Source organism: Variovorax sp. P4_D9, assembly GCF_056401695.1.
Genome location: NZ_JBFUIU010000075.1, coordinates 1 through 20,135 on the forward strand (window position 1 = coordinate 1; position 20,135 = coordinate 20,135).

19 protein-coding genes and 1 pseudogene are annotated in these 20,135 nt (G+C 68.8%); 14 read left to right on the top strand and 6 right to left on the bottom strand.

Annotated features, from left to right (window positions below):
- Positions 1-260: 260 nt before the first annotated feature.
- A complete protein-coding gene (locus AC1DY5_RS11055) occupies positions 261-722 on the top strand; it encodes a tRNA (cytidine(34)-2'-O)-methyltransferase (RefSeq protein ID WP_478111328.1) in 462 nt (153 codons plus the stop codon).
- Position 723: 1 nt separating this feature from the next.
- Here AC1DY5_RS11055 and AC1DY5_RS11060 read toward each other — a convergent pair whose 3' ends face one another.
- Complete coding sequence (locus AC1DY5_RS11060) at positions 724-1,182, bottom strand: MaoC family dehydratase (protein ID WP_478111329.1); 459 nt, start codon at positions 1,180-1,182, stop codon at positions 724-726.
- 157 nt (positions 1,183-1,339) lie between these two features.
- Positions 1,340-1,960: a ParA family protein gene (locus tag AC1DY5_RS11065; RefSeq protein WP_478111330.1), complete on the bottom strand. Its 621-nt coding sequence runs from the start codon at positions 1,958-1,960 to the stop codon at positions 1,340-1,342.
- Between the two features lie 68 nt (positions 1,961-2,028).
- On the opposite strand from AC1DY5_RS11065, the gene kefF reads away from it, so the two are divergent.
- The gene (kefF, locus tag AC1DY5_RS11070; protein WP_478111331.1) at positions 2,029-2,667 is read left to right on the top strand and encodes a glutathione-regulated potassium-efflux system oxidoreductase KefF; all 639 of its coding nucleotides are present in this window, start codon (positions 2,029-2,031) and stop codon (positions 2,665-2,667) included.
- Between the two features lie 2 nt (positions 2,668-2,669).
- Positions 2,670-4,520 (top strand): glutathione-regulated potassium-efflux system protein KefC, encoded by a 1,851-nt coding sequence (gene kefC / locus AC1DY5_RS11075; protein WP_478111332.1) that lies wholly within the window; start codon positions 2,670-2,672, stop codon positions 4,518-4,520.
- Positions 4,521-4,532: 12 nt separating this feature from the next.
- Here the strand turns inward: kefC and AC1DY5_RS11080 are convergent, their stop codons facing one another.
- A complete protein-coding gene (locus AC1DY5_RS11080; protein WP_478111333.1) occupies positions 4,533-5,399 on the bottom strand; it encodes an amidohydrolase family protein in 867 nt (288 codons plus the stop codon).
- Positions 5,400-5,504: 105 nt separating this feature from the next.
- On the opposite strand from AC1DY5_RS11080, the gene AC1DY5_RS11085 reads away from it, so the two are divergent.
- From AC1DY5_RS11085 to AC1DY5_RS11130, 10 genes are read left to right on the top strand one after another with little or no spacing between them, the layout of a single operon-like run.
- Positions 5,505-6,278 carry a crotonase/enoyl-CoA hydratase family protein gene (locus AC1DY5_RS11085; RefSeq protein ID WP_478111334.1) on the top strand — a complete coding sequence of 258 codons (774 nt, stop codon included), beginning with the start codon at positions 5,505-5,507 and terminating at the stop codon, positions 6,276-6,278.
- A gap of 19 nt (positions 6,279-6,297) precedes the next feature.
- Positions 6,298-8,208: a feruloyl-CoA synthase gene (locus AC1DY5_RS11090; RefSeq protein ID WP_478111335.1), complete on the top strand. Its 1,911-nt coding sequence runs from the start codon at positions 6,298-6,300 to the stop codon at positions 8,206-8,208.
- A gap of 26 nt (positions 8,209-8,234) precedes the next feature.
- On the top strand, positions 8,235-8,999 hold the full coding sequence (locus AC1DY5_RS11095; protein WP_478111336.1) for an SDR family NAD(P)-dependent oxidoreductase: 765 nt from the start codon (positions 8,235-8,237) through the stop codon (positions 8,997-8,999).
- Between the two features lie 46 nt (positions 9,000-9,045).
- Entirely contained in the window at positions 9,046-10,185 is a 1,140-nt protein-coding gene (locus AC1DY5_RS11100) for an ABC transporter substrate-binding protein (RefSeq protein WP_478111337.1), read from the top strand.
- Between the two features lie 38 nt (positions 10,186-10,223).
- Positions 10,224-11,264: a branched-chain amino acid ABC transporter permease gene (locus AC1DY5_RS11105; RefSeq protein WP_478111338.1), complete on the top strand. Its 1,041-nt coding sequence runs from the start codon at positions 10,224-10,226 to the stop codon at positions 11,262-11,264.
- A gap of 25 nt (positions 11,265-11,289) precedes the next feature.
- Positions 11,290-13,077 carry a branched-chain amino acid ABC transporter ATP-binding protein/permease gene (locus AC1DY5_RS11110; RefSeq protein ID WP_478111346.1) on the top strand — a complete coding sequence of 596 codons (1,788 nt, stop codon included), beginning with the start codon at positions 11,290-11,292 and terminating at the stop codon, positions 13,075-13,077.
- Position 13,078: 1 nt separating this feature from the next.
- Positions 13,079-13,807, top strand: coding sequence for an ABC transporter ATP-binding protein (locus AC1DY5_RS11115; RefSeq protein WP_478111339.1), 729 nt, complete (start codon positions 13,079-13,081; stop codon positions 13,805-13,807).
- A 15-nt stretch (positions 13,808-13,822) separates the two neighbouring features.
- Positions 13,823-15,550 carry a tannase/feruloyl esterase family alpha/beta hydrolase gene (locus tag AC1DY5_RS11120; protein ID WP_478111340.1) on the top strand — a complete coding sequence of 576 codons (1,728 nt, stop codon included), beginning with the start codon at positions 13,823-13,825 and terminating at the stop codon, positions 15,548-15,550.
- A 10-nt stretch (positions 15,551-15,560) separates the two neighbouring features.
- Positions 15,561-17,288: an acyl-CoA dehydrogenase family protein gene (locus AC1DY5_RS11125; protein WP_478111341.1), complete on the top strand. Its 1,728-nt coding sequence runs from the start codon at positions 15,561-15,563 to the stop codon at positions 17,286-17,288.
- 28 nt (positions 17,289-17,316) lie between these two features.
- Positions 17,317-17,799, top strand: coding sequence for a MarR family winged helix-turn-helix transcriptional regulator (locus AC1DY5_RS11130; RefSeq protein WP_478111342.1), 483 nt, complete (start codon positions 17,317-17,319; stop codon positions 17,797-17,799).
- A gap of 6 nt (positions 17,800-17,805) precedes the next feature.
- Here the strand turns inward: AC1DY5_RS11130 and AC1DY5_RS11135 are convergent, their stop codons facing one another.
- Both AC1DY5_RS11135 and AC1DY5_RS11140 read right to left on the bottom strand, forming a co-directional pair.
- Complete coding sequence (locus tag AC1DY5_RS11135; protein WP_478111343.1) at positions 17,806-18,024, bottom strand: hypothetical protein; 219 nt, start codon at positions 18,022-18,024, stop codon at positions 17,806-17,808.
- A 79-nt stretch (positions 18,025-18,103) separates the two neighbouring features.
- Positions 18,104-18,862 (bottom strand): sulfite exporter TauE/SafE family protein, encoded by a 759-nt coding sequence (locus tag AC1DY5_RS11140; protein ID WP_478111344.1) that lies wholly within the window; start codon positions 18,860-18,862, stop codon positions 18,104-18,106.
- A gap of 63 nt (positions 18,863-18,925) precedes the next feature.
- Here AC1DY5_RS11140 and lhpI point away from each other — a divergent pair, with 63 nt between their 5' ends.
- Entirely contained in the window at positions 18,926-19,867 is a 942-nt protein-coding gene (gene lhpI / locus AC1DY5_RS11145; RefSeq protein WP_478111345.1) for a bifunctional Delta(1)-pyrroline-2-carboxylate/Delta(1)-piperideine-2-carboxylate reductase, read from the top strand.
- A gap of 3 nt (positions 19,868-19,870) precedes the next feature.
- On the opposite strand, the pseudogene AC1DY5_RS11150 reads toward lhpI, so the two are convergent.
- Positions 19,871-20,135 (bottom strand): annotated as a pseudogene (locus AC1DY5_RS11150) (3-oxoadipyl-CoA thiolase); the annotation flags it as partial.

Sequence of the window (20,135 nt, forward strand, 5' to 3'; positions counted from 1 at the left end):
GATCGCCGTCGTCGACGCCCCTGCGTGGCACATCAACGCGATCTGCGCTCGAACCACTTGGCGCTGCTCGGCGGTGCCTCGACGGGTCAATAGTTCAAGAGTCTTGCGATCTTCTCGCGACAACTTGATCGCCTGCGCTTGTCGTCCTCGACTCATGCACCCGAGACTACCTCACATCCGATATCAATGAAAGATATTTAGAGGATATTGTACTAGGTCACGACTAGGCCGCACTTTGGCGCGCGACCGACAATCGCGGCATGTTCCATATCGTCCTGGTTGAGCCCGAGATCCCGCCCAACACCGGCAACGTGATCCGGCTGGCCGCCAACACCGGCTGCACCCTGCACCTGGTCGAACCGCTGGGTTTTTCGATGGATGACCGCCTGCTGCGTCGCGCCGGGCTGGACTACCACGAGTACGCCACGCTCTTGCGCCACGCCAATTGGCAGTCACTGCTCGATAGCCAAAAGCCGCCGGCCGACCGGATGTTCGCCCTGACCACGCGCGGCACCCGACGGGTGCACGACGTCGCCTTCCGCCCCGGCGACTGGCTGGTGTTCGGTTCGGAGACCCGCGGCCTGGCACCGGAACTGCGCGAGAGCTTGGCCGCGCCGCAGCGGCTGCGGCTGCCGATGCGCGAGGGCCAGCGCAGCCTCAACCTGTCGAACGCGGTTGCGGTGACGGTGTTCGAAGCCTGGCGGCAGAACGGCTTCGCGTGAGCTACTTGTACCGGCGGACGACCGACTCAGCGACGCAGGCCGGCTTCGGCGAACCTTCGAGCTCGATGGTCGTTTCCCAGGTCATCTGCAGTCCGTCGTTGGCGATCGGCTCCGAGCTCAGCAGCTTCATGCGACCGCGGACCCGGCCGCCGACCGGCACCGGCGCCATGAAACGCACGCGGTTCAGGCCGTAGTTCACGCCCATGCGCGATTCGACCACTTCGAAGGCCGCTTCATAGAGGCGCGGCAGCAGCGACAGGGTCAGGAAGCCATGGGCGATCGGGCCGCCGAAAGGCCCGGATTTGGCGCGCTCGACGTCCACATGGATCCATTGGTGATCGCCGGTCGCCTCGGCGAACTGGTCAACCTGCGCCTGGGTGATGGTGATCCAGTCGCTCACGGCGACTTCCTGGCCGACGCACGCGGCAAGATCCTGAAGAGTCTGGAAGGTCTTTTTCATCGCTTCACTTTAGCGGCGCCCCGGCACCGCTCCTGTCCACGCCGGGACATTGCGGCTCGGGGTAAACACGGGCTCAGACCGACGCCGGGCCGCCCCAAGGGGGTCCGCGCCCCCTCGGGGGGCAGCAAGTACACGAAGTGACGAGCGTGGGGGCCTCTCAGGCTTCCAGCCAATCGATGATCGGCTGCCACTGCTCCAAGTCGCGCTGCACCCGGCCGAGCGCAATGTCGAACAGCGTCAGCCCACGGGCCGCCAGCTGGACGTAGATCTGGGTGTCGCGCAATTCGCCCAACACCGGGACGTCGAGGCCGGAGACGAACTCGCGCAGCCGGTCCGCGGCCAGCGTGCGGGCGTCCACGCGCATGCCCACCAGCGCGATCCGGGTCTTGCCGGCATGGCGGTTGGCGAGCAGCTTGTCGAGGAAATCGCGGGTCGCGTAGATGTCGAAGATGCTCGGCTGCAGGGGCACCAGCACCATTTCGGCCAACGCCAGCGCCTCCTTGAAGCGCGATCCGTGCAGCCCGGCCGGGGTGTCGATGACCGCATGTGTGGTGCCGCGTGGCGGCTTCACCACGCTGCCGTCCTCGGTCGCCTCCCAGCTGAGGATCGTTCGCGCCTGCGGCGGCCGCAGCCCGAGCCAGAGCCGCGACGACTGCTGGCGATCGATGTCGCCCAGCAGCACCGGGTATCCGCGGCTGGCGTAATAGCCCGCGATGTTGGTGGCGAGCGTGGATTTTCCGACGCCGCCCTTGGGATTGGYGACCAGGACTACCGGCATTCAAGACTCCGACAGGCTGAACAAAAGCGTCATAGTAGCCGCCTGCGGAGTGCGCTAATGTTCGCGCCATGTCGACCCCACCCAACAACAACAGTCCGGCGCGCATCTACGTGATCGCCGCTCATCCGCATTGGCGCGAATCGCACGTCAACCTCCGGCTGCTGAAAGCCGCGCAGGCCACGCCGGGCGTCGACGTCAACGACCTCTACGACACCTACCCCGACTACGCGATCGACGTCAGGGCCGAGCAGGCCCGCCTGACCCGCGCCGACCTGCTGGTGCTGCTGCATCCGATCCAGTGGTATTCGATGCCGGCACTACAGAAGCTCTGGATCGACGAAGTGCTCGACTACGGCTGGGCCTACGGCACCGGCGGCCGGGCGCTGGAAGGCAAGGACTGCTGGCTGGTCGCGACCACCGGCGGACCCGAGAGCAGCTACCACCCCCAAAGCTACAACCGCTATTTCTTCGACGCCTTCCTGCCGCCCTACGAGCAGACGGCGGCGCTGTGCGGCATGCGCTTCCTGCCGCCGCTGCTGTTCCACGGCGCCCGCAGCGCCACGACGGCCGCGCTGAGCGCGCACGTCGAAATCTTCAAGGAGCGGCTCCAGAGCTACCCCGACTGGCCCGAGCTCGAGGAGTTGGACGTCTGCGTCAGCTGCCCGGTGCCCGAGACAGACCGGCCGGCCAGCCACGAGGAAGCCTGAGCATGGAACACCTACCAGGCTGGCTGGTCAACTCGCTGATCTATCTGGGCGCCGCGGTGCTCGTGGTGCCGCTGTCGAAGGCGCTCGGGCTGGGCGCCATCATCGGCTATCTGGTGGCCGGCATCGCCATCGGGCCCTGGGGCCTGGGCCTGGTCACCAACGTCGAGGACATCCTGCATTTCGCCGWGTTCGGCGTCGTGCTGATGCTWTTTCTGGTCGGCCTCGAGCTCGAGCCCAAGCGACTCTGGAGCCTGCGGCGGCCGATCTTCGGCTGGGGCTCGGCCCAGGTGCTGGGCTGCGCCGCGGTGCTGTTCGCGGTCGGCTACGCGGCGGGCGCCGACTGGCGCGTGTCGCTGGTGGCAGCGCTCGGGCTGGCCCTGTCGTCGACCGCGATCGCGCTGCAGGTGTTCGCCGAGCGCAACCTGCTGCTGACGCCAAGCGGCCAGGCCGGCTTCTCGATCCTGCTGTTCCAGGACGTGGCGGCGATTCCGATCCTGGCGCTGCTGCCGCTGCTGGCGGTCGGCCCCGACACCGGACCCGACCTGACCGGATGGGACCGCACGCTCGAGGGCCTGAAGATCGTCGGCGTGGTCGCCGCCATCGTGGTCGGCGGCCGGCTGGCCCTGCGGCCGCTGCTGCGCTGGATCGCGCGCAGCAACACGCCCGAGATCTTCACAGCCACCTCGCTGCTGCTGGTGGTCGCGATCGCGGCGCTGATGCAGTTCATCGGCCTGTCGATGGCGCTCGGCGCCTTCCTGGCCGGCGTGCTGCTGGCGGAAAGCGAATATCGGCGCGAACTCGAGACCGACATCGAGCCCTTCAAGGGCCTGCTGCTGGGCCTGTTTTTCATCGCGGTCGGCATGAGCATTGATTTCGGCGTGCTGCTCGAGCATCCCGCACTGATGGCGCTGGTGGTGGTTTCCTTCCTGRCGGTCAAGTTCGTCGTCATCTACGCCCTGGCCAAGGCCATGGCGGTGCCCTACCAGCAGCGGCCGGTATTCACGCTGCTGCTGGCGCAGGGCGGCGAGTTCGCCTTCGTGGTCTTCCAGGCCGCCGGGCCCGACGTGCTGCCGCACGGCGTGGCCTCCTTCCTGATCGCCGCCGTGGCGCTGTCGATGCTGGTCTCGCCGCTGCTGCTGGTGGCGATCGACAGGTGGGTGCTGCCGCGCTACAGCGCCCACACGCCAGGGACCCTGGAAGAGATCTCGGAGCAGCAGGACGCCAAGGTGGTGATCTGCGGTTTCGGGCGCTACGGCCAGATCATCGGGCGGATGCTGAGCGCGCAGAGCGTCCGCATCACGGTGCTGGACCACGACCCGGACACCATCGAGGCGCTGCGCGAATTCGGCATCCCGGTGTTCTACGGCGACGCCACGCGGCTGGACCTGCTGCGCACCGCCGGCGCCGGCAGCGCCGAGGTGCTGGTGATCGCGGTCGATGACATGGAGCAATCGCTGCAGATCGTCGACCTGGCGCAGAAGCACTTCCCGCAGGCCAAGCTGGTGGTGCGGGCGCGCAACGTCAACCACCTCTACCAGCTGCTCGACCGCCAGGTCGAATTCGTCGAGCGGGAGATGTTCGAATCCTCGCTGCGCAGCGCCCGTTCGGTCCTCGAGGCGATCGGCTGGCCGGCGCACGAGGCGCGCGAGAATGCGATGCGCTTCCGGCGCCGCAACATCGAGCTGATGCACGAGACCTACCCGCACTACAAGGGCGACCGCGCCAAGCTGATCGCGGTGGCGAAGAAGGGCCGCCAGCAGTTCCAGGAGCAGATGGCGCGCGAGCGCGAGGAGCGGCGGCAGCGCAACAGCGGCGCCTGGGACCGCGAGCGGACCGAGGACGAACGGTCGTGAGCCCGCCCGAAGCTACTGGTCGAGCTTCAGCAGCCGCACTGCATTGCCCTTGAGGATCCCCGGCATCACCTCGGGTTTGAAGCCGGCATCCTCGAAGTCCTTGAGCCAGCGGTCGGGCGTGATCAGCGGGTAGTCGCTGGCGAACAGCACGCGGTCCTTCAGCAATGTGTTGGCGTACTGCACCAGTTGCTTCGGGAAGTACTTCGGGCTCCAGCCCGAGAGGTCGATCCAGACGTTGGGCTTGTGGGTCGCGACGCTGAGCGCCTCGTCCTGCCACGGGAAGCTCGGGTGCGCCATGACGATCTGCATGTCGGGGAAGTCGATCGCGACGTCGTCGAGGTGCATCGGGTTGCTGTACTCCAGCCGCAGGCCGCCGCCGCAGCGCATGCCCGAGCCGATGCCGCTGTGGCCGGTATGGAACACGGCCGGCAGGCCATGCTCGGCGATCACCTCGTAGATTGACCAGGCCATCTTGTCGTAGGGGTGGTAGCCCTGCACCGTGGGATGGAACTTGAAGCCCTTGACGCCGTGTTCCTCGATTAGCCGGCGGGCCTCCCGCGCGCCCATCTTGCCCTTGTGCGGATCGATGCTGGCGAAGGCGATCATGATGTCGGAGTTCTTCTGCGCGGCCTCGGCGATCTCCTCGTTGGGAATCCGGCGCCGGCCCATGTTCGACTCGGCATCGACCATGAACATCACCAGGCCGATCTTGCGCTCGCGGTAGTAGTCGATGCTTTCCTGGATGGTCGGGCGACGGACCGACTTGAAATACTTGTCGGCGGCGCGGTCGTACTCCTCGCCATAGTTGTCGAAGGGGTTCCAGCAGCTCACCTCGGCGTGCGTATGGGTGTCGATCGCGATGAGGTTCTGATGATCCATGGCCTGTCTCCAAAAGTTAGGGTAAGTCCTAGGGCCGCACACCATCATGCGGCTTGAATTGGTTATTTTTCATAACCATAATCGATCGTACTCCGGAATGCAATCATGACCCACCCCGACCTCCACCTCGAACTCCAGGACGACATCGCCGTCATTCGCCTCACCCGGGGCGCCAAGCGCAATGCGCTGTCCGACGCGCTGATCCTGGCACTGCGCGACGCCTTCGAAAAACTGCCCTCCTCGGTGCGTGCCGCGGTGATCGACGGCGAAGGCCCGCACTTCTGCGCCGGCCTCGACCTGTCGGAGCTCCAGGAGCGCGACGCCGGCCAGGGGCTGCAGCATTCGCGCATGTGGCACGCAGCGCTCGACCTCGTGCAATACGGCCCGGTGCCGGTGATCGCGGCGCTGCACGGCGCGGTGGTCGGCGGCGGGCTCGAACTGGCCAGCGCCTGCCACATCCGGGTGGCCGACAGCACCACCTTCTATGCGCTGCCCGAGGGCTCGCGCGGCATCTTCGTCGGCGGCGGCGGCTCGGTGCGCATCCCCAAGCTGATCGGCGCCGCCCGCATGACCGACATGATGATGACCGGCCGGGTCTACAACGCCGAGGACGGCGAGCGCGCCGGCTTCGCGCAGTACCTGGTGGCCGAAGGAAGCGCCTTCGACAAGGCAATCGAACTGGCCAGGCGCGTCGCGACCAATGCCCCGCTGACCAACTACGCGCTGATGCACGCGCTGCCGCGCATCGCCGAGCAGCCGGCCGACCATGGCTTCTTCACCGAAGCGCTGATGGCCGGCATCGCGCAGAGCGCGCCCGAGGCCAAGGAACGCGTGCGCGCCTTCCTCGAGGGCAAGGCCGCCAAGGTTCAGAAGAACTGAGACAGAACCCAAGGATCCCATGCAAGCCCATCGCCCCACTGCCCTCACGCCGCGCTACCGTCCCGTGACCTTCGGCGTGCGCCGCGTGAGCGTGCGCGAAGGCGCGGCAGGCGTGCGCTACATCGAAGCCGCCGAGCCGCTCAAGGACTATGCCGAGCGCATCACCGACCGCCTGATGCACTGGGCGGAAGCGGCCCCCGACCGCAGCTTCATGGCGCGGCGCGAGCAGCTGGCCGACGGCAGCACCGGCGACTGGAAGCACCTGAGCTATGCGCAGGCGCTGCAGGATGCGCGCCGCATCGGCCAGGCCCTGCTGAACCGCGGCCTCGACGCCGAACGGCCGGTCATGATCCTCAGCGAGAACAGCCTGGAGCACGCGAAGCTGGCCCTCGCATGCATCTACGCCGGCATTCCCTACTGCCCGGCGTCGCCGGCCTACTCGACCGTCAGCCAGGACTACGAGAAACTGCGCCACATCGTCGAGACGCTCACGCCCGGCCTGGTGTTCGCGAGCGACGCCTCGCGCTTCGGCCGGGCCATCGCCGCGGTCGTGCCGGCCGATGTCGAGGTCGTGCTGCAGCGCGGCCACGGCGGTGCGGAGGACAAGGGAACACCGTCGCCCGATCTCGCAAGCCGCGCCATCACCTCCTTCGACAGCCTGCTCGCCACGCCCGCCACCCATGCGGTCGATGCGGCCATGCAGGCCACGGGGCCCGACACGATCACCAAGTTCCTGTTCACCTCGGGCTCGACCAAGATGCCCAAGGCGGTCATCAACACGCAGCGCATGTGGTGCGCCAACCAGGTGCAGATCGCGCAGTCAATGCCCTCGCTGGCCGAGGAGCCCCCGGTGCTGGTCGACTGGCTGCCGTGGAACCACACCTTCGGCAGCAACCACAACGTCGGCATCACGATCTACCACGGCGGCACGCTCTACATCGACGACGGCAAGCCGACGCCGGCCGGCATGGCGGAAACCCTGCGCAACCTGCGCGAGATCGCGCCCACCGTCTACTTCAACGTGCCGACCGGTTTCGAGGCGATCGCGCACGCGATGCAGGCCGACGCCCAACTGCGCAAGACCCTGCTGTCGCGGGTGCGCATGTTCTTCTATTCCGGCGCCGCGCTCGCGCAGCCGGTGTGGGACCTGCTGCACGAGATCCAGGAAGCCGAGATCGGCGAACGCATCGTGATGGCGACCGGCCTCGGCATGACCGAATCGGGCCCTTCGGCGATGTTCATCAACAGCCCCGACGTCCGCGCCGGCGACGTCGGCGTGCCGACGCCGGGCATGACGCTCAAGCTGGTCGAGGTCGACGGCAAGGTCGAAGTGCGCTATCGCGGCCCGAACATCACGCCGGGCTACTGGCGCGCACCCGAAGCGACCCGTGAAGCCTTCGACGAAGAGGGCTTCCTGTGCACCGGCGACGCCGTCAAGTGGATCGACGAGGAGGACATCCACCGCGGCCTGCGCTTCGACGGCCGCATCGCCGAAGACTTCAAGCTCGCCACCGGCACCTTCGTGAGCGTCGGCCCGCTGCGCGCGAAGATCATCACTGCCGGTGCGCCGCACGTGCAGGACGCGGTGCTGACCGGCATCAACCTGAAGGAAGTCGGCGCGCTGATCTTCCCGACCCCGGCGATCCGCACGCTGGCCGGCCTGGCCGCCGATGCGCCGCTGCAGCAGGTGGTCGAGAGCGCCCCGGCGCAGGCCTGGCTCCAGCAGCTGCTCGACACTCTCTCGGCCGCCAGCACCGGCAGCGCCAACCGCATCGCGCGGGCCCACCTGGTGTCCGAGCCGCCTTCGATCGACAAGGGCGAAGTGACCGACAAGGGTTCGATCAACCAGCGCGCCGTGCTCAAGCACCGCGCCGCTCTGGTCGAAGCCCTGCATGCCGAAACGCTGCCCTTCACCGTCAAGCCCCGATAGACCGTCAGACCACAAGGAGACATGCCATGAACATCCAGGGACAAGCCGCACTCGTGACCGGCGGCGCATCCGGCCTCGGCGAAGCCACCGCACGCGAGCTCGCGCGCCTCGGCGCCAAGGTCGCGGTGCTCGACGTCAATTCGCAATTGGCCGAGAAGGTCGCGGCCGAGATCGGCGGCGTCGCCTGCGTCTGCGACATCACCAACACCGACAGCGTCGCCGCCGCGCTCGACAAGGCCGAGGCCGCGCACGGCCCGGCCCGCATCCTCATGAACGTCGCCGGCATCGGCAGCGCCAAGCGGATCGTCGGCAAGGACGGCAGCGCAGCGCCGCTCGAGGACTTCGTGCGCGTGGTCAACGTCAACCTGGTCGGTGCATACAACATCAGCCGCCTCTACGCTGCGCGCTGCGCCGCACTGGCCCCGCTGGACGGCGGCGAGCGCGGCGTGATGATGTTCACCGCCTCGGTCGCGGCCTTCGACGGCCAGGTCGGCCAGCAGGCCTACAGCGCCTCGAAGGGTGGCCTGGTGGGCATGACGCTGCCGATGGCGCGCGACCTCGCGCAGCACGGCATCCGAGTCTGCACCATCGCGCCGGGCCTGTTCGCAACGCCGCTGCTGAAAACGCTGCCGGAGCCGATCCAGCAGTCGCTGGCGGCCTCGATCCCGTTCCCGCCGCGCCTCGGCGATCCCTCGGAGTTCGCCGCGCTGGCCTGCCACATCGTCACCAACGGCCACCTCAACGGCGAGGTGATCCGCCTCGACGGCGCCTTGCGCATGGCGCCGCGCTGAGCCCCCCGCCCCTGTTCCCGTTCGCCCCACCTGGAGACAAGTTCCCATGAAGACCAAACCAACCCTGCTCGCCGCCGCTCTGGCGCTCGGTCTCTTCGGCGCCGCCCATGCCGACCTCACCGTCGGCGTCGTGCTGCCGCTCACCGGGCCGGCTTCCGGCCTCGGCATCCCGGTCAAGAACCAGATCGCGCTGTGGCCGAAGACCATCGCGGGCGAGAACCTCAAGGTCGTGGTGCTGGACGATGCCACCGATCCGACCACCGGCGTCAAGGACACCCAGCGCCTGGTGACCGAGGACAAGGTCGACGTCATCATCGGCTCGGCGGCGACCCCGGTCGCGATCCCGATGGCCGACGTGGCCGCCGAATCGGGCACGGTGCAGCTCGCCGCCTCGCCGGCCGGCCTGCCTCCCGGCAAGGACAAGTGGACCTTTCGGCTGCCCCAGTCGAACGACGTCATGGCCTATGCCGTGGTCCAGCACATGAAGGCGCAGAAGGTCAAGACCATCGGCTTCCTGGGCTACACCGACGCCTACGGCGAACTGTGGCTCAAGGCGCTCACCGCCGAGGCCGAGAAGAACGGCATGAAGATCGTCGCCACCGAGCGCTTCGGCCGGGCCGATACCAGCGTCACCGCCCAGGTGCTCAAGCTCACCTCGGCCAACCCCGACGCTATTCTGATCGTCGCCTCCGGCAGCGGGGCGGGCATGCCGCAGAAGGCGGTGATGGAGCGCGGCTTCAAGGGCAAGGTCTACCAGACGCACGCCGCCGCCACGCAGGACCTGATGCGCACGGCGGGCAAGGATGCCGAAGGCACCTTCGTCGTCTCGGGCCCGGCCACGGTCGCCGAGCAACTGCCCGAGACCCACCCGTCGAAGAAGGCCGCGGTGGCGTTCGTGCAGCAGTACGAGAAGACCTACGGACCCGGCTCGCGCAACCAGTTCGCCGGCCACGGCGCCGATGCGCTCACCGTGCTCGAGAAGGCGGTGCCGATCGCGCTCAAGAAGGGCAAGCCCGGGACCCCCGAGTTCCGCGCGGCGCTGCGCGACGCGATGGAGACGATGGGCCGCACTGTGCTCGCGCACGGCGTGCTCGAGTGGACGCCGCAGAACCACTGGGGCTACACCAACGAGACCGGCGTGATGCTGAGAGTCGTCAACGGCCAGTTCAAGGTCGAAGAGCAGTAACTCGCCCCGAAAACGGAGACGCGCGCCGCGACGCCCTCATGGATATCTCTATCGCCAGCATCCTGACGCTGGACGGACTCACGAACGGGGCGATCTATGCACTGCTGGGCATGGGCATCGTGCTCGTGTTCACGGTCACCCGCGTCATCTTCATTCCCCAGGGCGAGTTCGTCGCCTATGGGGCCCTCACGCTGGCGATCTTCCAGACCGGCCAGGTTCCCGGAACGGTCTGGCTGCTGCTGATCCTCGCGGGCGTCGCGGCCTTGATGGAACTGGCCACCACCTGGCGCCATCGCGGCCGCGCGGCGCCCGCGCTGATGGCCGCGGCACGCACCTTCGTCGTACCGGCCGCGGTCTGCGCCGTCTCCGCCTGGGCCGCGCCGCGCCACCTGCCGCTGATGGTGCAGGCGCTGCTGACCCTGTGCATCGTCACGGCCTACGGCCCGCTGGTCTATCGGGTGGCCTACCAGTCGCTCGCCGGCGCCAGTTCGCTGGTGCTGCTGATCGTCTCGGTCGGCGTGCACTTCGCGATGACCGGTCTGGGCCTGCTGTTCTTCGGCGCCGAGGGCTTTCGCAACCCGTCGTTCTGGGACGACCGCTTCGCCCTCGGACCGCTCAACATCAACGGTCAGGCGCTGATCATCTTCATCGCCTCGGCGGCGCTGATCGTCGCGCTGTGGCTCTATTTCGAGCGCACGCTGTACGGCAAGGCGCTGCGCGCCACCGCGGTCAACCGCCTAGGCGCGCGGCTGATGGGCATCTCGACCCAGGCGGCCGGGCAGCGCACCTTCGCGATGGCCGCGCTGATCGGCGCGCTGTCGGGCCTGCTGATCGGGCCGACCACCACGATCTTCTACGACTCCGGCTTCCTGATCGGCCTCAAGGGCTTCGTCGCCGGCGTCATCGGCGGCCTGGCGAGCTATCCCGCAGCGCTGCTCGGCGCCCTCGCGGTCGGCGTGATCGAGTCCTTCGGCTCGTTCTGGGCCAGCTCGTTCAAGGAAGTGATCGTGTTCACGATCATCCTGCCGGTCCTGCTGTGGCGCTCGCTCGCCAGCGGCCATTCGGACGAGGAACATTGACATGGACGCCACCTTGAACACGCCCATGACCGCGCGGCCCGCGAAGAGCCGGCTGCGCACCTGGGGCCCGCTCGCGCTGGTCGCGCTGCTCGCCGCCCTACCGCTGCTGCCGCTGCCCAACTTCTGGATCATCCAGCTCAACTACATCGGCATCTACACGCTGCCGGTGCTGGGTCTCGTGCTTCTCACCGGCGTCGGCGGACTGACCTCCTTCGGCCAGGCCGCGTTCGTCGGCATCGGCGCCTACACGACGGCCTACCTGAGCGTGAACTTCGGCCTCTCGCCGTGGCTCACGCTGTTCATCGGGCTGGCGCTGACCGGCCTCAGCGCCGCCATCATCGGCGGCATCACGCTGCGCATGTCGGGCCACTACCTGCCGCTGGCCACCATCGCCTGGGCACTCTCGCTCTACTACCTGATGGGTAACCTCGAGGCGCTGGGCAAGTACGACGGCATCCTGGGCGTCAAGGGCCTGCGCCTCTTCGGCCTCGAAGTCGGCCAGCAGCGGGTCTTCTACGCGGTGACCTGGACCTTCGCGCTGCTCGCCTGCTTCGCGGTGATCCGGCTGCTGGACTCGCGCAGCGGCCGGGCCATTCGTTCGCTCGCGGGCGGCTCTCAGATGGCCGAGGCGATGGGCGTGAACACGCTTCGCTTCAAGGTCGGCATCTTCGTGCTGGCCGCGTTGCTCGCCTCGCTGTCGGGCTGGCTCTTCGCGCACTTCCAGCGCACCGTGAACCCCTCGCCCTTCGGCCTCAAAATGGGCATCGAGTACCTGTTCATGGCGGTGCTCGGCGGCGCCGCCCACGTGTGGGGTGCGATCGCTGGTGCCGGCATCGTCAAGCTGCTCGAAGACCAGTTGCAGGTGCTGCTGCCGAAATTGATCGGCACCAGCGGTAGCTACGAGCTGATCGTCTTCGGCATCCTGATCGTGCTGGTGCTCAAGTACCTGCCCGACGGCCTGTGGGACTTCATCGACCGACGGCTGCCGCGGCCGCAACGCGCTGTCGACTGGCGCGATGCGCCAGACCTGCCGGCGCGCGCCAAGCCGGCCGCCGGCGAAGTGGTGCTCGACGTGCAGGCGATCCGCAAGACCTTCGGTGGCCTCGTGGCGGTGAACGACATCAGTTTCCAGACCCGCGCCGGCCAGGTGGTCGGCCTGATCGGCCCCAACGGCGCAGGCAAGTCGACCACCTTCAATCTCGTGACCGGGGTGCTGGGCCTCAGCAGCGGCCAGGTGCRCTTCCGCGGCGAGGCGATCGGCGGGCTGTCCTCGCGCGCCATCGCCCAGCGCGGCGTCTCGCGGACTTTTCAGCACGTCAAGATGGTGCCCGACATGACGGTGCTCGAGAACGTCGCGCTGGGCGCCCACCTGCGCGGGCGCAAGGGTGCGCTGGCAGCGATGCTGCACATCGACCGCGCCGAGGAGCGAGAGCTGCTGCGAGAGGCCGAGCGCCAGCTGCAGCGCGTCGGCATGGGCGAGTGGTTGCACGAGCTGGCCGGCAACCTGGCGATGGGCCAGCAGCGCCTGCTGGAGATCGCGCGCGCCTTGTGCGCCGACCCGGCCCTGCTGCTGCTCGACGAGCCGGCCGCCGGCCTGCGCCACAAGGAGAAGCAGGCCCTCGCCGACGTGCTGCGCAGCCTGCGCGCCTCGGGCATGAGCATCCTGCTGGTCGAGCATGACATGGGGCTCGTGATGGACATCTGCGACCACATCGTGGTGATGGAATTCGGCACCCACCTGATGGAGGGCACGCCGGCCGAAGTGCAGCAGAGCCCGAAGGTGCGCGCCGCCTATCTGGGAACGGAACATTGACATGACAACACCGCTTCTGCGCATTCGCGACCTGCGTGCCGGCTACGGCCGCGCCGAGGTGCTGCACGGCATCGACCTGCAAGCCGGCGAGGGCAGCGTCGTGACCGTGATCGGCCCGAACGGGGCCGGCAAGTCGACCCTGCTCAACGCGCTGATGGGCGTGCTGCCCGCGAAGGGCACGATCGAATTCCGCGGTCGGCCGATCGGCGACATGTCGCTCGAGGAGCGCGTGATGCTCGGCATCGCCCTGGTGCCCGAGAAGCGCGAGCTGTTCGCCACCATGCCGGTGGAAGACAACCTGGTGCTCGGCGCGTTCCGGCAGGTGCGGCTGCGCAATCGCGATTGGCGCGAGCAGATCGAGCAGGTCTATGCCCTCTTCCCCCGCCTCAAGGAGCGCCGGCTGCAACTGGCCGGCACGCTGTCGGGCGGCGAACGCCAGATGCTGGCCGTCGGCCGGGCGCTGATGTCGCGGCCGACGCTTCTGATGCTCGACGAGCCCAGCCTCGGGCTCGCACCGCTGGTGGTGCAGGAGATCTTCCGCACCGTGAGCGCGCTGCGCAAGACCGGCGTGACCATCATGCTGGTCGAGCAGAACGCGCGCGCGGCGCTCGAGGTCGCCGACCACGGCTACGTGCTCGAGATGGGCAGCGTCAGCGTCGAAGGCGAAGCACGCCAGCTGGCGGGCGACTCGCGGGTGATCGATACCTACCTGGGCGCGGCCCGGGCCTGAGCGGCAGGAGACGACATGAAAATGAACACCAGGGACTTCTCGCTCGGCGCCGTGGCACTGGCTTCCGCCGCCTTGCTCGCGGCCTGTGCCGGTGCCGGCCGCACGGATGCATCGACGCCGCGACTCGATCCAGCCCGACCCGGCGCGCTGCTCTCGTGCAGCGACCTGGCCGCCAAGGCAGCGCTGCCGGGCACGGTGTATGCCAATGTCGTGTCCGTGCCGGCGGGCCCGGTCGCAATCGGCAATGCAAGCATGGCGGCACCGGCCCACTGCCTGGTCCAGGGCCAGATGAGCGAGCGCGTCAGCCCGGTCGACGGCAAGCGCTATGCGATCGGCTTCGAGATGCGGCTGCCTGTGGAATGGAACGGCCGCTTCTTCTACCAGGCCAATGGCGGCCTCGACGGCGTGGTCGTGCCGGCCGTCGGCGGCATCGGCGGCGGCGCACCGGTCACGAGCGCCCTGCAGATGGGGTTCGCGGTCATCAGCTCGGATGCCGGTCATGCCGGCTCGCTCGGCCCGACCTTCGGCATCGATCCGCAGGCGCGGCTGGACTATGGCTACAACGCGGTCGCGCAGCTCACCCCGATGGCCAAGAACCTGATCACCAAGGCCTACGGCCGCGGCCCCGACGGGTCGTACTTCGGCGGCTGCTCGAACGGCGGCCGGCATGCGATGGTGGCCGCGGCGCGCTCGCCCGGCCAGTACGACGGCATCCTGGCGGGCAACCCCGGCTACAACCTGCCGCGCGCCGCCGTGGCGCAGCTCTATGGCGCACAGCAGTTCGCCAAGGTGGCGAGCACGAACACCAGCGCCGGGCAGCCCGACCTGCAGAGCGCGTTCACACCGGCCGAGCTCAAGCTGGTGTCCGACCGGGTGCTCGCACGCTGCGATGCGCTCGACGGCCTCGCCGACGGCATCGTCTCGAATGTGAAGGCCTGCAAGACCCGCTTCGACCTGCAGCGCGATGTGCCGACCTGCACCGGCGCGCGAAACGGCCAATGCCTGACGGCGCCACAGAAGACCGCGCTCGCCAATGTCTTCGCCGGCGCTCGCAACAGCGCCGGCAAGCCGATCTACAACAGCTTCCCGTACGACGCCGGGATCGGCGGCAGCAACTGGCGCGAATGGAAGTTCGGCAGCTCGCAGACCCGCGACCCCGGCGCCTCGGGCTTCATCTTCACGTCGCCGCCGCTGGCCAGCCGGCCGGGCGGACTCGATTTCGCGCTCGGCTTCGACATGGACCGGGACGCGCCGCTGATCGACGCCACAGATGGTGTCTATCGCGAGTCGGCAATGGCCTTCATGACGCCGCCCGACGCATCGAACCTGGCTGCGCTGCGCGACCGCGGCGGCAAGCTGATCGTCTACCACGGCACCAGCGATCCGGTGTTCTCGTCCGACGACACCGCCGCCTGGTACGAGCAGCTGCAGGGCGCCAACGGCGGCGATGCCTCGGCCTTCGCGCGCTACTTCGCGGTGCCGGGCATGAACCACTGCTCGGGCGGCCCGGCCACCGACCAGTTCGACATGCTGAGCGCGCTGGTCGGCTGGGTCGAGCAAGGCCAGCCACCCGAGTCCGTGGTCGCCAGCGCGCGCGGCCCGGGCGCGGCGAGCGTCAACGCCGAAGTGCCGGCCAACTGGTCGGCACGGCGCACGCGCCCGCTGTGCCCCTACCCGAGCGTCGCGGTCTACACCGGGGGCGATACCGAAAGCGCCGCCAGCTTCGCCTGCCGCGCACCTTGAACTTCCATCGATGAACTACCAGCCCCGCCCCGACGACGTCCGCTTCGTGTTGAACACGGTGCTCGGCGCCACGCCGCGCCTGCGCGCCCTTCCACCCTTCGCCGAAGTCGACGAGGCGCTGCAGTCCCAGGTGCTCGACGAGGCCGGCAAGTTCGTCGCCGAAGTGATCGCGCCGTTGAATCGGGCCGGTGACGAGATCGGCTGCCGCTTCGTCGCTGGCGAGGTCATCACGCCGCCGGGCTTTCGCGAGGCCTACCGGGCCTTCGTCGACGGCGGCTGGCCCGCTCTCGCGGCGGCGCCGGAAGACGGCGGCCAGGGCCTGCCCGCCGTGCTGGAGGCGGTGCTCTTCGAATGGCTCAGCGCCGCCAACCACGGGCTCACGATGGCGCCGGGCCTGCTGCACGGCGCCTACGAGTGCCTCAAGCACCACGGCAGCGACGAACTCAAGCAGCGCTACCTGTCGAAGATCGCCACTGGCGAATGGCTGGCCACGATGTGCCTGACCGAAGCTCATGCCGGCAGCGACCTGGGCCAGGTGCGCACCCGGGCCGTGGCGCAGGCCGACGGCAGCTTCCGCGTCGCCGGCGGCAAGATCTTCATCTCGGGCGGTGAGCACGACCTGAGCGACAACATCGTGCATTTGGTGCTCTGCCGGATGCCCGACGCGCCGGCCGGACCCAAGGGCCTGTCGCTGGTGCTGGTGCCGAAAGTGCTGCCCGACGGCGCTCGAAACGCAGTGCACTGCGAGCGCATCGAGGAGAAGATGGGCCTGCACGGTAGCTCGACCTGCGTGATGCGCTTCGACGACGCCATCGGCTGGCTGATCGGCGAGYCGAACCGCGGGCTGGCGGCGATGTTCGTGATGATGAACGCGGCCCGGCTGCATGTGGCGCTGCAGGGCATCGGCCTGCTGGATGCCGCCTGGCAGAAGGCCGAGGCCTATGCGCACGAACGCCGCCAAATGCGCGTGCCGGGCCCGGCGCCGGCCAGCCGCGGGGCCGAGGTCGCCGATCTGGTGGCCGAGCATCCCGCGATCCGCCGCATCCTCGACACCCAGCGGGCCTGGATCGACGGCGCGCGGCTGATCGCCTACCGCACAGCGATCCAGCTCGACGTGGCACGCCACGACGACGATGCGAAGGCGCGCGAGCGCGCGCAGCGCTGGTGCGCACTGGTCACGCCGGTGCTCAAGGCCGCCTGCACGCAGCAGGCCTTCCACGGCGCCAGCGACTGCCTGCAGGTCTTCGGCGGCCACGGCTACGTGCGCGAGTGGGGCATCGAGCAGGTGCTGCGCGATTCGCGCGTCACGATGATCTACGAGGGCACCAACGAGATCCAGGCGATCGACCTGCTGGTGCGCAAAGTGCTGGCCGATGGCGGCAGCGGCATGTCGGCGCTGCTGATCGAACTGCGCGACGAACTCGACGCTGCGCGCGAGATCGATGCCGACGTGCAGCGCCGGCTGGCGCAGCTACGCTATCTCACGACCACGCTCGCGATGGCAGCGGCCGCCGATCCTGTGCTGCCCTACGAGGTGGCCGACGACTACCTGCGGGTGGTGATGATCGCGCTGCTGGCCTGGGCCTGGGCGCGGATCGGGCGCGCGGCAGCGCAGGAGGCACGCTGGAGCGCCCCCGAGGCGGCCTTCCGCCGCTGGGTGCTGCCGGAGTTCGAGCTGCGGCTCGGTATCGTCAAGCGGGCCTGCGAAGCCGCTGGCACGCGTCAGCCCTTGGCCTGAGCAGCGCCGGGCGGTTACGCTTGCGCCCATGGCCCCTGCTCGAAACAAACCCACCTCGACTGCCACCTCAGCAGCGGCGCGCAGCGATCATCTCGACACCCGGGTGCTCGAAACCTTCGTCGGCTACAACGCGCGCCGGGCCTGGCTGGTCGTCAGCCAGGTGTTCGCCGAGCGGATGGCGGCCTACGGGCTCAAGCAGGTCGACTTCTCGGTGCTGTCGCTGCTCGCGCACAACCCGGGAGCGACCTCGCGCCAGCTTTGCTCCACGCTGGATATGCTGCCGCCGAACCTGGTGAGCCTGATCGCCGCGATGGACGGCCGAGGCCTGATCGAGCGGCGTCCGCATCCCCACGACGGCCGCGCCATCGGCCTCTACCTGACGCCGGCCGGCGAGCAGCTGGTGCGGGCGGCCGAGCAAACCGTCATGGAGCTCGAGGCCGACTGCAGCGCCCGACTCACGCCGCGTGAGCGCGACACGCTGATCCGGCTGCTGCAGAAGGTCTACCAGTAGCAGAGCTCACCAGAATTTCCACCAGGGCGCCGGGGCGCACGAGGCGGCGGGCGCCAGGATCTGCAGGCCCGAGTCGCGGATGCGGCGGCGCTGCTCGGCCTCGAGTGCCTGCGCCATGCGGTGCGCCAGCTGGTCGCCGCGCATCGCGCGCACCCGCCACTCGGTCGCCAAGCTCTGGAGCTCCTGGTCCTGCAGCGTGGCGGGCGAGGTCGACGGTTCGGTCATGCCGAAATTCTGCCCATCGCGCGCAGCCACGGCAACGTAGAGCTTTGCATTACATGCTCTCGGCCGCGAAGACTTCGGCTCAGGCCGGGAAACCGTCCCAGCTGAGCTTCAGTCCGGTCAGCAGCATGCCGAGGTAGACGAAGCGATAGAACCAGACCGGATCGATGCGGCGGGCGATGTGAATGCCGACCCAGACGCCCACCGGCGCGATCGGCAGCAGCAGCAGCGAGGTCGCCATGTTGCGCCAGTCGAGCAGCCCCAGCCAGGCATAGGGCACCCACTTGCTCAGGTTCACGACGAAGAAGAAATAGGCCATCGTCGCCGTGTAGGCCACCGGCGTGAGCCGCAGCGGAATCACGTAGGCATTGACCGGCGGCCCTCCGGCATGGGCGATGAAGCTGGTGAAGCCGCTGAGGGTGGTCAGCACCGCGCCGCCCAGTTTCGACGGCATCGGATCGTCCGGTCGCGGCGGGAACAGCAGGCGCTGGGCCAGGAACAGCAGCGTGAAGATGCCGACGATGCCCGCCACCGTGTGCGCCGGCATCGCCTTGAAGAGAACGGCGCCGATCAGCGTGCCCAGCAGGCCGCACGGGATCAGGAAGCGCAGCAGCCGAGAGTCGAAGTCGCGACGGAAGGCCGCCAGGCCCAGTAGGTCCATCAGCAGCAGCACCGGCATCAGGATCGCCGCCGCCTGCGGCACCGTGACCGCCAGCGCCATGAATGGGACCGCGAGGGAGCCGAAGCCGGCGCCGAAGCCGCTCTTGCTGACGCCGAGCAGCAGCACGGCCGGGACGGCAACCGCATAGAAATACGGGTCGGTGATGATGGGAAGATTCAAGACGAGAGCAGAAAAGCGGGTGCGCGAGCGCTACATTGTCGGCGCAACACTGGAACGCCCGCGATGAAGATCCTCGACGCCGAACAGACCCGCAGCCACTTCGGCTTCGAAGCCCTCGTGCCGGCCCTGCGCGAGGCTTTCGCGAGCGCCGCGACGGTGCCGCCGCGCCACGTGCATGCGGTCTCGGCCGGCGCCGACCAGGGCACCGTGCTGATCATGCCGGCCTGGAGCGAGGCCGGCTTCCTCGGCATCAAGACGATCAACATCTTTCCGGGCAACGGCGCGCGCGGCCTGCCCGGGCTGCATGCGACCTATGTGCTCTACGACGCCCACACCGGCGTGCCGCTGGCGCTGCTCGACGGCAATGAGATCACGGCCCATCGGACTGCCGCCGCTTCCGCGCTGGGCGCATCCTTTCTCGCCCGCGAGCACGCCACGAGGCTGCTGGTGCTGGGCACCGGGCGGGTGGCACGCCTGCTGCCCGCGGCCCATGCGAGCGTGCGGCCGATCGCCGAAGTCAGGGTCTGGAACCATCGGCCCGAGGGCGCTCGCGCCCTGGCCGAGGAATGGCGCCGGGCCGGCTGGAACGCCGAACCGGTCGAGGCGCTCGAAGCCGCGGTGCGCGAGGCCGACATCGTCTGTTGCGCGACGCTCGCGACCGCGCCGCTGCTTCGCGGCGAGTGGCTGGCGCCGGGCTCGCACCTGGACCTGATCGGCAGCTTCACGCCGGCCATGAAAGAGGCCGACGTGGCCTGCTTCGCCGGCGCCCGTGTGTACGTCGACACCGACGAGGCGCCGAGCAAGGCCGGCGACCTGCTCGATGCCATCGCGGCCGGCGCAGTGTCGCTGGAGACGATCCAGGGCACCTTGGCGCAACTCTGCAGGCAGCAGCGGCCGGGTCGCCGCTGCGCCGCCGAGCGGACGGTCTTCAAGGCCGTCGGCAGCGCGCTCGAGGACCTGGCCGCCGCCATGCTCGCGTGGCGTGGCGCGCAGCCCGGGACTTGAGCTTCAGACGCGCTCGAGGATCAGCGCGATGCCCTGGCCGACGCCGATGCACATGGTGCACAGCGCATAGCGGCCGCCCTGCTTGTGCAGCTGGTTGATGGCGGTGGTGGCCAGCCGGGCGCCGCTGGCGCCCAGCGGATGGCCCAGCGCGATCGCGCCGCCGTTGATGTTGACGCGCGCATCGTCGTCCTTGAGGCCCAGCAGGCGCAGCACCGCCAGGCCCTGCGCGGCGAAGGCCTCGTTGAGCTCGATGACGTCGATCTGGTCG